12 protein-coding genes and 1 pseudogene are annotated in these 12,261 nt (G+C 69.1%); 5 read left to right on the top strand and 8 right to left on the bottom strand.

All coding sequences use genetic code 11. From position 1 onward, the window contains the following. Window positions 1–320 (bottom strand): annotated as a pseudogene (locus SD626R_RS09860) (hypothetical protein); the annotation flags it as partial. Then, window positions 320–1,276: a succinylglutamate desuccinylase/aspartoacylase family protein gene (locus tag SD626R_RS09855; protein WP_092566156.1), complete on the bottom strand. Its 957-nt coding sequence runs from the start codon at window positions 1,274–1,276 to the stop codon at window positions 320–322. The pseudogene SD626R_RS09860 and the gene SD626R_RS09855, both read right to left, overlap by 1 nt. Before the next feature lie 201 nt (window positions 1,277–1,477). Here SD626R_RS09855 and SD626R_RS09850 point away from each other — a divergent pair, with 201 nt between their 5' ends. Then, the gene (locus tag SD626R_RS09850) at window positions 1,478–3,616 is read left to right on the top strand and encodes a caspase family protein (RefSeq protein WP_092566154.1); all 2,139 of its coding nucleotides are present in this window, start codon (window positions 1,478–1,480) and stop codon (window positions 3,614–3,616) included. A 291-nt stretch (window positions 3,617–3,907) separates the two neighbouring features. Beyond that, window positions 3,908–5,254 carry an MFS transporter gene (locus SD626R_RS09845; protein ID WP_092566152.1) on the top strand — a complete coding sequence of 449 codons (1,347 nt, stop codon included), beginning with the start codon at window positions 3,908–3,910 and terminating at the stop codon, window positions 5,252–5,254. 58 nt (window positions 5,255–5,312) lie between these two features. Here the strand turns inward: SD626R_RS09845 and SD626R_RS09840 are convergent, their stop codons facing one another. Both SD626R_RS09840 and SD626R_RS09835 read right to left on the bottom strand, forming a co-directional pair. Further along, window positions 5,313–6,920, bottom strand: coding sequence for a methyl-accepting chemotaxis protein (locus SD626R_RS09840; protein WP_092566150.1), 1,608 nt, complete (start codon window positions 6,918–6,920; stop codon window positions 5,313–5,315). A gap of 4 nt (window positions 6,921–6,924) precedes the next feature. After that, on the bottom strand, window positions 6,925–7,629 hold the full coding sequence (locus SD626R_RS09835) for a bacteriorhodopsin (RefSeq protein WP_092566148.1): 705 nt from the start codon (window positions 7,627–7,629) through the stop codon (window positions 6,925–6,927). A gap of 167 nt (window positions 7,630–7,796) precedes the next feature. Here SD626R_RS09835 and SD626R_RS09830 point away from each other — a divergent pair, with 167 nt between their 5' ends. Together SD626R_RS09830 and SD626R_RS09825 are read left to right on the top strand one after the other, a co-directional pair. Next, on the top strand, window positions 7,797–8,045 hold the full coding sequence (locus SD626R_RS09830) for a hypothetical protein (protein WP_092566146.1): 249 nt from the start codon (window positions 7,797–7,799) through the stop codon (window positions 8,043–8,045). Window positions 8,046–8,090: 45 nt separating this feature from the next. Beyond that, window positions 8,091–8,888 (top strand): helix-turn-helix transcriptional regulator, encoded by a 798-nt coding sequence (locus tag SD626R_RS09825; protein ID WP_092566158.1) that lies wholly within the window; start codon window positions 8,091–8,093, stop codon window positions 8,886–8,888. Window positions 8,889–8,912: 24 nt separating this feature from the next. Here the strand turns inward: SD626R_RS09825 and SD626R_RS17265 are convergent, their stop codons facing one another. Both SD626R_RS17265 and SD626R_RS09820 read right to left on the bottom strand, forming a co-directional pair. Then, window positions 8,913–9,035 (bottom strand): hypothetical protein, encoded by a 123-nt coding sequence (locus SD626R_RS17265; protein WP_255310145.1) that lies wholly within the window; start codon window positions 9,033–9,035, stop codon window positions 8,913–8,915. Between the two features lie 106 nt (window positions 9,036–9,141). Next, window positions 9,142–9,678, bottom strand: a complete 537-nt coding sequence (locus SD626R_RS09820; RefSeq protein WP_092566144.1) for an inorganic diphosphatase — start codon at window positions 9,676–9,678, stop codon at window positions 9,142–9,144. Between the two features lie 346 nt (window positions 9,679–10,024). Between SD626R_RS09820 and SD626R_RS09815 the strand changes: the two genes are divergently transcribed. Next, the gene (locus SD626R_RS09815; RefSeq protein WP_092566142.1) at window positions 10,025–10,384 is read left to right on the top strand and encodes a PadR family transcriptional regulator; all 360 of its coding nucleotides are present in this window, start codon (window positions 10,025–10,027) and stop codon (window positions 10,382–10,384) included. 154 nt (window positions 10,385–10,538) lie between these two features. Here SD626R_RS09815 and SD626R_RS09810 read toward each other — a convergent pair whose 3' ends face one another. Further along, window positions 10,539–11,240, bottom strand: coding sequence for a DUF7108 domain-containing protein (locus SD626R_RS09810; protein ID WP_092566140.1), 702 nt, complete (start codon window positions 11,238–11,240; stop codon window positions 10,539–10,541). Then, on the bottom strand, window positions 11,227–11,823 hold the full coding sequence (rnhA, locus tag SD626R_RS09805; protein ID WP_092566138.1) for a ribonuclease HI: 597 nt from the start codon (window positions 11,821–11,823) through the stop codon (window positions 11,227–11,229). The genes SD626R_RS09810 and rnhA overlap by 14 nt, the downstream gene beginning before the upstream one ends. Between the last annotated feature and the right edge of the window lie 438 nt (window positions 11,824–12,261).

Genomic DNA, 12,261 nt, shown 5'->3' with positions numbered 1-12,261 from the left:
TGATGAGGCTCGACGAGGGGCGTCGTCCCCTCGCCGAGCGTCACCCGGTCGGCGGGGTCGTCGCCGACGGCGAGGAAGTCCGCGAACGCCCAGAGCCCGTCGCGAGCGTCGAGCGATTCGTCCCCCTTCTCCGGATCCGGCGACAGGCGACCCGGCTCCGGCGCCGGTCGGTCCGGAACCGGCGGATCGGCGAAGTTCAGGGGCGCGCCGCACTCGCAGCGCCACCGGTCGGCGAACGTCGCGCCGCAGTCGGAACAGGCGAGCCGCCTCGGCGTCGCGCCGCCCTCGCTTCTGCCGGCCGGCTCGTCGTCGGCCGCCATCAGTACTTGTCCACGTTGGTGCCGACCGAGCAGACGTACTCGCCGGCGGCGACCTGCGGGAGCCGCCGGGTGCGCCAGAAGATCCCGTCGTCGTCGGCGGTCACGCGGCCCTTCAACTCGCCGAAGGTGTCGGTCACCTCGAAGAGGGCGTCGCCGGCGGAGACGCGTTCCCCGAGGTCTCGCTGGAACCGGACGAGGCCGCCCGCGGGCGACCCGTACTGGTCGAATCCGCGCGCCCTGATCTGCGATTCGAGGTCGACGTCGCCGTCGAGGAAGCCGTGGTGTCGGAGCACGTTGAACACCCCCTCGACGCCGTACCGGATCGACTCCTCGTCCCAGCCGACGGCGCCGCCGAGCTCGGGGTCGATCGTCGGGATCCCGTGTTCCGGCCCGGCCCGCGCGAGCTGCCCGTCCGGGCCCTTGATGTCGAGGACGTGGCCGCAGCCGAAGGCCTTCGCGAGCTCCAAGCAGTCGCCGTGGAGGTGGTGGCGGATCCCGCACCGCACCCGGGTCTCGTTTATCATCCGGCTGGTCGACCCCTGGTGGAGGTCGAGGATGTAGTCCGCGCGCTTCGCCGCCTGGAACGTCGCGTGGGCGATCCGCTCGCTTGTCGTCCCGTCCTCGTCGCCGGGGTACCCTCGGTTCATCTTCCGGTCGTCGATCGGGTTCCGGTGTTCCGCGACCTGGAACCCGAAGTAGTTGACGATGCCGACGACGAGGACCGCGCCCGACAGCGCCGTCGGATCGAGCCGCGGGACGACGCGGTTGACGACGCCTAACCCGTTGAGCTCGTCGCCGTCGCTGACCGCCTGCACGTACAGGGTCTCTCCGTCCGCCGCGCCGTTGACGACGGCGACCGGCAGCCGCACGGGGCTCCCGTCCCGCGTCTCGCCCACTTCGAGACGGCCCGTGTCCGTCTCGCCCGGCGGGGCGCGGGCCGTTCCAAGCGTGATCATTACGCGAACGTGGGCCGGCCGCCCCTTTATCCGTTCGGTCTACGGCGATCCACCGACACAAGCTTTATCGCCGTCTCGGCCGAGAGACCGGTATCGAAGGTCGCGTTCGCCGAGCGCTCCGGTCCGTCTCGCCCCTCGACCGGCCGAACCGGACTCGGTGACCCGACCGGCCCGACCGGCGGTCGGGCGCGGTCCACTCACATGAGCATCGACATCGACCCGCTGTCGGACGGCGCCGGACTCGCGGTCACGGACCACATCGAGAACACCCAGTTCGAGGTGTACACCGACCGGGCCGTCGAGCCGGTCGCGACCCCCGAGAACGCCCATTACTTTCCCGTCGACGCCAGCGTCACCGTCGAGACGGCGTCCGTCGAGATCCCGCGCGTCGCGGTCGTCGAGACCCGCGACGGCGACGGCGCGCTCCTCACCCGGGGCGACGCCTACGACATGCCGCCCGGGACGTACCACGTCGGCATCGACCCCGCACCGACCAAGCTGTACCTGGCGTTCGACGCGGGCTTTTCGGTGTCGACGACCGAGCGGACCACGCGCGTCGACCTCGACGCGCCGAGCGAGGTCGCGCTCGGCTTCCGCTCGCTCCACCAGGTGCCCGCCGGGACGATCGAGACCCCGACCGACCCCGAGTCGCTGATGGGCACCGTCTCGCTGCTCGGCTCCGCGCTCCAGACGACGAGCCCGGAGCGGTCGTTCCCCACCCTCCGCGGGCATCCGCCGTTGATCGAGCCGGGCGACGAGCTCCGCGTGCCCGACCCGATCGAACCGCCTGACTCCGGGGTCCGGATCGTCGTGCCGCCGACGTACGAGTCCCTCTACCCGGTCGTTCCGCTCGCGTACTACTTCGCGGCCGACGTCGTCCCCGGGGCGGAGCCCCGGATCGAGGGCGACGGCTGGAGCCACCCGCTGGCGCCGGACTTCGAGCGACGGACCGCGGAGGTCCTCCGGCAGTCGTTCCACTTCGACTGCCTCGCTCGCACCGAGGGGTTCTACCCGGTCGACCTCCACGAGCGGCGGACGACCGACGTCGACCTCGACTGGGGCCGGCTGTACGACCTCCCCCTCGCGGAGCGGCTGGGCGAGTACCTCGCGGTCCCCTTCGAGCGCGTCGAGCCCGAGCTCCCGCAGTGGACGCTGACGACCGACGTGCGACCCGACCCCGGGAACGTGGAGATGCTCCCGTTCGTCGCCGGCGAGCTCTCCGTCGTTCGGTCGCCGGAAACGGCCACCCCGGCGACCGCGAGCGAGGGGGGCGGCGTCGGGTTCTTCCGCGGGCCGGACGGCGATCCCGCGCCGGTTCCGGCGTCGACCGGCCCGGACGAGTTCGTCCGGGGCGCGGCCGAGACCGATCCCGTTCGAGGTGCCGACGCCCCGCCTGACTGCGGCGCGGTGCCGGCCGACGCCGACTTCGTGCGGCCGGAGCCGGTGGACACGGTCGAGCACGCGTGGGTCGGCGACGGCGTCCCGCTCGACGCCAACAAGGCCACCCTCGACGCGTACCACCGCCGGTTGGAGGCGGGCGCGGTCGAGCAGTCGCGGATCTCCGTCTTGGTCGTCTGCAACGACGAGCAGATGCGCGAGGAGGGCGCGGTCGCGGACCTGTACGGCCTCCGCGACATGGTCCAGTTCGACATCGAGGTGCGCCACGACCTCACCCGCGAGGAGATGCGCGAGGCGCTCCGGTCCGACGTCGACTTCCTCCACTACGTCGGCCACGTCGACGACCGCGGGATGCAGTGTACCGACGACTACCTCGACCTGACCGACGAGGAGCTCGACGTCGGCGTCAGCGCCTTCCTGCTCAACGCCTGCCAGTCGTACCAGCAGGGCGAGGCCCTCGTCCACCGCGGCTCCCGCGGCGGCATCGTCACCCTCTCCGACGTGGCGAACTCGCCGGCGACCCAGCTCGGCCGCATCATCGCGCGTCTGATGAACAGCGGCTTCAACCTTCGAACAGCGCTTCACGTGGCGAAGCGAGAGCTGATCACCGGCCACCAGTACATCGTCGTCGGCGACGGCGGGACGACGATCTGTCAAAGTCGAAGTGGGGTAGCTTTTGTAATTAATTTGGAAAAAAGTAGGACGAACCAGTGGAACCTGACCGTAGAGGGATTCCCGAATGGACCGTATGGAGTTGGCTCTATGACATATCTTAACTTGGATCGCGATGATGAGAACCATATAATACCATCAAAAATAACAGTAAAAAATGTTGACACTGACGAAGTTAATACGTTTCTAAATATGGAAAATAATCCGATATTCTACGGCGGCGAACTCACTTGGAACGACAGGCTTTCTACGCTTACGGACCTGCCGTAGTGGCGCCTTGGTTTGCCACCGCCGGCGCCGCCTGCGTCAGCAGCAGCAGCGCGGTGAACAGGACGCCGGCCATTTTCGGGTGCTCTGCCACGTACTCCGCTACACTCTCGTGCATATTTCACAAAAAATCGCGCGTAATTAAAGAACAAGTTGTTTTGCGGCAACCGGTTTCACATATTTGAATTTTAGATATTATGAATAAATCCGCTATCGGTCGAGTCGCTCGACCTCTCGGGCCTCCCTCGGCCGTATCACCGGTGTATTGAAGGTCGTTTCGTCACTGTTCCCGGTATGGGAGCGGGCGACGACGTCGACCTCTTCGACCCGTTCCGCCAGTTCCTCTCGCTGCGGCGCGACGTGCTCGTGCTGTCGCTCGCGATGTTCGCGTTCAGCCTGGGGTTCCAGATGACGAACCGGTACGTCCCGGAGTACATGTCGGCGCTGGGCGCGGGCGCGTTCGTCATCGGGCTGTTCGGAACCGTCGGCAACGTCATCGGCGCGGTGTATCCGTATCCGGGCGGTCGGCTCTCGGACCGGATCGGGTCGCGGGTCGCGCTCACGCTGTTCGGGCTGGTGTCGAGCCTGGGGTTCGGCGTGTGGCTCGCCGCGCCGACCCTCGGGACCGTGACCGTCGCGGGCGTCGTCTTCGAGCCGTGGATCTGGATCTTCGTCGGCCTCTTCCTCGCGCAGGCGTGGAAGTCGTTCGGCCTCGGAGCGACGTTCGCGATCGTCAAGCAGTCCGTGCCGCCGGAGCGACTGGCGCGCGGGTTCGCGAGCACGGAGGTGTTCCGGCGGACTGCGTTCCTGATCGGACCGCTGATCGCGGCGGGGATCATCCAGTACGCCGCCGACTTCACCGTGAGCTTCCAGTACGTGCTCGCGGTGGCGCTGCTGTTCGGCGTCGTCGCCACCGCGCTCCAACACGTCCTCTACGACGCCGAGGAGGACACGCTCGGCAAGGAGTTCGAGGGGGTGAGCGAGGTGTTCGCGGACCTCCGGCGCCTCCCGCCGGAGCTCCGCCCGCTGCTCGTCGCCGACACGCTGGTGCGGTTCGCGAACGGGATGGTGTACGTCTTCTTCGTCATCGTGATCACGCGGTTCCTCGAGGTGGGGATCGACGTCGGCCCCGTCTCGCTGTCGCCGGCGGCCTTCTTCGGCGTGCTGCTGGCGATCGAGATGCTGGTCGCGCTCGTCTCCATGCCGCCCGCGGCGCGGGCCGCCGAGCGAGTCGGACTCAAGCCGGTCGTCGCGCTCGGCTTCCTCGTGTACGCGGTCTTCCCGGTGCTGCTCATCAACGTCCCCGCGGACACGCCCCTGACCGCGCCGCTCGTCGTCGCGCTGTTCGCGTTCTCCGGGCTCCGGTTCGCGGGGCTCCCCGCCCACAAGGCGCTGATCGTCGGGCCCGCCGAGCGCGACGCGGGCGGCCGCGTCTCGGGGTCGTACTACCTCCTCCGCAACGCGGTCGTCATCCCGAGCGCGGCGCTCGGCGGGCTGATCTACGGTGGGTTCTCGATCCCGGGGACCGAGGTCTCCGTCGCCGGGAACCCCACGGTCGCCTTCGGGCTCGCGAGCGCGGTCGGGCTCGTCGGCGTCGCGTACTTCGCGCTGTTCGGCGAGGAGTACGACGCGTACGCGTGAGAAACGAGCGCGTTCGGAGGAGCCGGTCCGGTCGCCGGCGGCGCCTCGGGGGGTCGGCTCAGTCGTCGTCGGCGGCGCCCGGAACGGCGCCGGCCGCGTCGGGCCCCGCGACCGCGCCGTCGCCGCCGTCGAACGATTCGAGCCGCTCTCGGAGCCGGCGCGTCCGACGGGAGAGGTCGTCGATCCGGTCGCTCACCGCGTCGAGGTCGTCGTTCTGCTCTTCGACCAGCTCGGCGGCGTCCGCGGCCTCCGCGGTGGACGCCTCGCTCAGCTCCGCGACCTCGTCCATCATCGCGACGGTCTCCTCCGTCGCCGTCGCCTGCTCGTCGGTCGCCTTGCTGATCGACTGGACGCCGTCGTTCGCGTCCTCGACCGTGTCGACCATCTCCAGCAGGAGCTCCGCCGAGTCGTCGATCGTCTCGACGCCGCGCTCGACGCGCTCGCCGGTCTCGCGCATCTCGGAGACGGTCTCGCTGGCGGTCGACTGCAGCGTCTCGATCCGCGTCTCGATCTCGTCGGTCTTCTCCGCGGTCTCCTCCGCGAGCGACTTCACCTCGTTGGCGACGACCTCGAACCCCTCGCTCGCGTCCCCGCCGGCCCCGCCGCCACCGGCCCGGGCCGCCTCGATGTTGGCGTTCAGCGCGAGGATGTTCGTCTGCTCCGCGATGTCGTCGATCAGCGTGACGATCTCGCCGATGCGGTCCATCTCCGACTCCAGCTGTTCGACCTTCTCGATCGAGGCCGCCGTCCGCTCGCGGATCGCCTCCATCTCGGTGACGGCCTCGGTGGCGGCGTCGTTTCCGGCGTTGCCGATCTCGGCGGCGTTCGCCGACTTCGTCGCGACCTCGTCAGAGGAGGAGGCGATCTCCTCGATCGACGCCGAGAGGTCGGAGAGCTCGCCGGAGGCGTCCCGCACGGTGTCGTACTGGTCGCCCGCGTTGTCGGCGATCCCGTCGATCACCTCGACGACGTCGTCGCCCTGCGCCGCCAGTCGCCGCGCCGTGTCGTCGATCTCGGTGCTGGCCTCGTCGACCTCGGCCGCGAACGACCGGACGCCCTCGACGGTCGCCTCCACGTCGCTGATCATGTCGTTGAACGACGCCGCGATCGTCGCCAGCGCCTCGGCGTCGACGTCCTCGTCGGCCCGCACGGAGAGGTCGCCGTCGGCGGCCGCGTCGAACGTCTCGCTCATCCGCTCCGCGCTCGCGGCCAGCGACTCCGCCTGTCGCTCGGCCTCCGCGCGCGCCGTCTCCGCCTCCCGCTGGGCGGTCTCCAGCTCGTCGATCCGCGTCGCGATGGCGTCGCGCATCGAGCGCACGGCCGCGAACAGCCGGCCGACCTCGTCGTACCGCGGCGCGTCGAGGTTCACGTCGAACTCGCCGTCCTCGATCCGCGCCGCCTTCTCGTTGAGGAACCCGAGCGCGCCGGCGGTGTCGCGGACGAGCGTGATCGTCAGCAGCGACGCCCCCACGACCGCGACGAACAGCGTCGTCACCAGCGCGGACAGCACGGCGGACTCCGCCTCCGCGGGTATCGACCCGCGGATCGAGAGCCACCGGGTCCACACGGTCACCCCGAGCAGCAGCGCGAACCCGGCGATGCCGAGGAAGCTCTTGGTGTTGAGGCTACGCGTCAGTACCGAACCGGAAGTGGTCGTATCGGTCATTGTCTCAGGCGGCGGTCGTCGCGGTCGTCGTTTCGCTCTCGGCGAACAGGTCGCCGACGCGGGTGATGCTGAACGTGACGATCGAGGTGAAGCCGATCTTGGCGGTCGTGTCGAGCACGGCGATGATGAAGTGGTAGTCGGCGGTCGATATCACGCCGACCCCGGAGCCGCTGAGCAGCCAGATCACCGGGTAGACGAACCACAGGGCGATGGTGAGGTCCCGGAGCGTCCGGAAAGTGCCCTGCACGGCGGCGCTCTCGTCGCGGACGCCGTCCGTCACGGTCGTGAGCAGGAGGTAGACCACCGCGAGGAACGCGACCGACGAGACGGCGAACCCGCCCCACTTGACCCCCGGCGTCGCCGCGGTTGTCGCGGCGTAGCCGGCCCCGATCATGAGCGCGTCGGCGCCCATCGCGGCGGCGATCGTCTTCCGCGGGGCCGCCGCGACGACCGCGATGTGTAACACGATGAGCGGCGTCGTCAGGGCCCAGTCGAGGTACCGGAGCTCGACGACGAGCCCCTCCAAGGCGACCCCGCCAGAGCTCGCCGCCATCCCGGCGTACGAGAGCCCCGCGATCGACATGATCGCCGGCGGGAGCAGGAAGTACTCGTTCTCGTGGTCCCCCAACAGCGAGAACGCGACGAACGCGACGGTCGATACCCCCATCAGCGCTGCCACAGCGGCGAACACCGCCGTCTCTACCAACATGGTACCAATCAGCCCGTCATCAGACTTGAATCTCCCCCGCGAGTTATCAGAATTGGTATCTCGGCGGAGCTCCACGGGTGAGCCGGCCGAATCGGGAGAAATTCGGCGGCGGTCCGACTCAACCGGCCTCGACCAGCTTTTTATTATTCACCCGCGAACCGCCTCGCATGACCGACATCGCCGTCGCGGTGCGGGACGCGTTCGAGCACACCGACTACGACCTCGGCGACGTCGCGGTCAACCGTCAGCGGGTGCGCGTCCCGGTCCTCCGGGAGGGGGCCGATCCCGAGGCGCTCCGCGCCGTGATCGAGGAGGCGCTCGGCGCGGACGCGGTCGCCGGGGTCACCGTGACCACGGAGACGATCGACGGGGAGGACACCATCGGCACCGTCGTCTCGTTCCAGTACCGTCCGTAGCGCGGTACGGTTAAGCGTGCGGTGCTCGTATACCTCCCGTACACGATGACGTCCGACGACGGACACGACGGCGCTCAGTACCTCGCCGGCTCGCCGGTCCGAGTCGCGGTCCTCCGGGCGCTCCGGCGGGAGCCGCGTCGTCCGACGGACCTGACGGACGCGGTCGACGCGACCCGGACGACGGTCCAGCGGATCCTCGGGGGGTTCCGCGAGCGCGACTGGGTCGTCAAGCGCGACGCGGCGTACCGCGTGACGGCGACCGGGGAGCGGGTCCACGACGCGTACGAGACCCTGCTGGACGAGGTTGAGCTGGCCGACCGCTACGGCGGGTTCGCCGCCGACCTCGAACGCGTTGGCGCCGGGTTCCCCGCGGAAGCCGTCGACGCCGGCGAGCTGACGGTCGCGACGGACCGGAACCCGCTCGCCGCGGTCGACCGGATCGCCGACATCCTCCGGGAGGGCCGCCAGGCCGAGATTCGAGCGGTCTCGCCGGTCGTCATCCAGCAGTTCAACCGGGCGGCCGCGACCGCGCTCGACGCCGGCGCGGAGGTCGAGCTCGTCATCGACCGCGACGTGGTCGAGACGTCGGTCGCCGACTTCGCCCGCGCGACCGACCGGGCGCTCGACGACGACGACGCGACCGTCTACGTCTCGCCCGAGCCGATCGAGTACGGGCTGTTCAGGCGGGACGACGTCGCCTGCGTGACGGCGTACGACCGCCGGAACAACCCCCGGTGCGTGCTGGAGTCCACGGACTCGGCGGTGGTCGAGTGGGTCGACGACCGGTTCGAGTCGCTCGTCGCCGACGCTCGACGGCTGTCCGCGGTCGTCGAGAACGCCTGACGCGGCGGTCGCGACGCCCGGCGCCTACGCGCTCGACCCGTCGGCGTCGCCGTCGGACGCGTCGTCCGAGTCGGCGGCCTCGGGCTCGAAGTTAGCGGGGACGACCGTCGGGTGATCGATGCCGACGGGCGGCGTGCTCGCGCTCATGGCTCTGTTTACGCGTAGGCGAGGCACCGACTAAAAATTACCCATAGGCATAACGCATCCCGGCCGCGGGACGCGATGTCCGGTAGTTATCTCCCCGACGCCGGCACTATCCGCCGAACTCCTCGTCGTACAGGTCCTGCGCGTGTTCGATCGCGTCCTTCGCGGCCGCCTTGTCCTCCCACCCGAGCGTCTCGACCTCCTTGCCGGCCTCGAGGTTCTTGTACGTCGAGAAGAACTCGTCTATCTCGTCGCGGATCTGCTGCGGGATGTCTCCTAAGTCCTCGATGTGGTCGAACCGCGGGTCCTCGGTCGGCACCGCGATCACCTTGTCGTCCTGCTCGCCGTCGTCGTCCATCTTCATCAGCGCGACGGGGCGGGCCTCGACGACGCAGCCGGGGAACGTCTGGTCCTCGACGAGCACCATCACGTCGAACGGGTCCTCGTCGTCGTAGTACGACTGCGGGATGAACCCGTAGTCGTACGGGTAGTGGACGTTCGAGTGGAGCACGCGGTCGAGGACGACGCCGGGGATGTCCTTGTCGTACTCGTACTTGTTCCGCTCGCCCTTGAGACACTCGACGACCGCGTAAATCTCGTCGGGCGCGTCCGGGCCCGTCTCGAGGTCCTCCCAGAGGTTGACCATGTGACCGACATTCGGTCCATCGGTAGCAAAGTCCTTTCGGGTTCTCGGCGTCGACGAGGCGGCGTCGTATCGGACACGCTCCCCCGCCTTTCTGACCGCTTTCGGCGAGACTAATCAGCTGATCGGATGTCGTATTCTGTTCAAAACACCCGGTGTTTCCGACGGATCGTTGCGAATACGGCGTGTCTGTCGAAAATCAGTCAGATGTGGGTCGTCACCCGGATCACCGGTCTCGTCGCCGCAGTCACCGATAGCGGCAACCGCTCGGGGGGTTCGGCCGGATTAGACATTTAAACGATGATGAACCTTGAGAAAGGTTATAAGTTCGGGAACCCTCCGGATATCTATGTCAGAGGCACAATCAGTCACTGATGCGGAGGCACCGCGGCCGGCGTCGAACCTGACGGCGTTCCAGCAGAACATCCTCGCGATCCTCTCGGAGGAACCCATGTACGGGCTCGCGGTCAAGCGCGAGCTCGAATCGTACTACGGCTCCGAGGTCAACCACGGGCGGCTCTACCCGAACCTCGACGACCTGGTCGCCGACGGGTTCGTCGAGAAGAGCGAGCTCGACAAGCGGACGAACCAGTACGAGCTGACCGAGGCCGGCCACGACGCGGTCCTCGGCCAGCTTGAGTGGGTCCTCGACCGGTTCGTCACCGACGGGGAGCGCGCCGACGAGGTCCGCGCGCTCCTCGACGAGTAGCGCGGCGAGCCCGCGAGACGTACCGGCGCGCAACCGACACCGTTCTGGCACACGACGCGCGGTGAAAACCGCGCGCTTCCGAACCGACGAGCCTCGCCGCCGCCCTCGGTGGCGCCATCGCCGACGGCGCCGACCTCGGCGGTCCGGGCCTCGGCTACGATTCCTCCGGCCCGTCGACTTCGGCGGCGACCGACTCGATCACTGCCAGCGACTCCTCGACGACGGCGAGCTGTTCGTCCGTCGGCCAGCCGTTCCGCGGCAGGTACTCCTCGCGGAACTCCTCGCGCACCTCGGGGGTCGCGTCGTCGACGGCGCGCACGTAGTGATTGCTCATGAACGCCGCGAAGCTGCGGGCGGTGTCGGCGTGCGGCTCGCCGTGGGCCTCGGCGACCGCGTCGGCGACCGCCCCGTTGTAGGCGGCGACCTCGTCGTACCGGTCGGCGTCGCCCGGTCCCGACAGCGACACCTCGACGGCCCGGTCGGTGGTCTCGATCCGATCGAGCTGCACCGTCCCGTCGTCCATCCACTCGTCGGGGTACAACACGAGGGTGTCGTCGTCCTCGCGGAGCCGCGGGACGTAGTCGTGTTCGGCCGCTAGCTCGTCGCGGCGCTCGCGGTAGAACGCGGCCGCCGCGTCCCCCTCGGCCCGCCGGGCGAGCCGCGTGAGCCGCTCCGCCTCGTCGACGACCTCGACCGGCACGTCCGGGACCCGGTCGCCGGTGTCGTCGGCGTTCTCGGCGTTCGCGCCGCCCTCGGCGTCGCCCGCCTCGTCGCTCGCGGCGTCCGCCTCGGCCGCCATCACCTCCCGCGCCCGTTCCTTCGCCCACTCCGGCGGTTCGTCGTTAGTTCGCGTCATCGAGTGCCTCGTTCGCCAGATCGTCGGCGCGCGCGTTTATCTCCCGCGGAACGTGGCCGATCGACCAGCGATCGAACCGCTCTAACAGCTCCCGGGCGCGCACGCGCTTCTCGCGGAGTTCGGGGTCGTTCGCGTCCCACTCGCCGCGAACCTGTTTCACGATCAGCTCCGAGTCGCCGCGGACGTCGATCTCGTCGAAGCCGTACTCGTCGGCCGCCTCCAGCGCCCGGATCAGCGCGGCGTACTCGGCCTGGTTGTTGGTGACTCGGCCGATCCGCTCGCCGCCCTCGGCGACGACGCCGTCGGACGTGACGAGACACCAGCCGACCGCGCCCGGACCGGGGTTCCCGCGGGAGGCGCCGTCGAAGTAGACGTGCGAGCGGCCGCCCCCCTCGCGGATGAGGTTCGTCAGGCGGGTCGGGTCGCTCCCCTGGACCACGACCTTGCCGTCGTACGCGACGGCGACGGCGCCCTCGCGCTCCGCGCGCCACCGCTCGTGGGCGGTGTTCCCGTCGTCGATCCGGACGCCGGCGTCTTCGAGGCTCGCCCGCGCGGTCGCCGGGTCGCAGTCGATCGTCGGCATTCGTTCGGGGTCGGCGCCCGCGCGTCAAAGCCTTGTCCGTCGCGGTCGCCGGTCGCGGACTACGCCAATTCGGTTTCCGATTGCTCCCCTTCGGGCGGGAACCGCTCGCGCTCCGCCGCCGATCGCTGGAGTCGGTTCGAGCCGAGCGTCGCGACGAACAGGAGGCTTCCCGCGTACAGGAACGACTGCGGGTCGACGCTGAGCCGCGTGACGAGGGCGTTGCCGTACCCGATGACGGTCGTGAGACAGCAGAGGAGCGAGACGGTCCAACCGAGCCCGGTGACGCCGCCGAGCGGGTAATGAACCTATTTTCGGTAATCTACTCTGATGGTTACCAGTTTGCTCCGGGTCGATGTCGGTCGGCCGATTTCAAACCCCCGATTGGTCGCGTTAAGTTTGGCGTGAATTGTGATAGACGGCGAAGGCTTCGAGCCAGTT

Source organism: Halorubrum sp. SD626R (assembly GCF_001261915.1).
GTDB lineage: Archaea > Halobacteriota > Halobacteria > Halobacteriales > Haloferacaceae > Halorubrum.
This window is presented reverse-complemented; position numbering and strand designations above follow the sequence as displayed.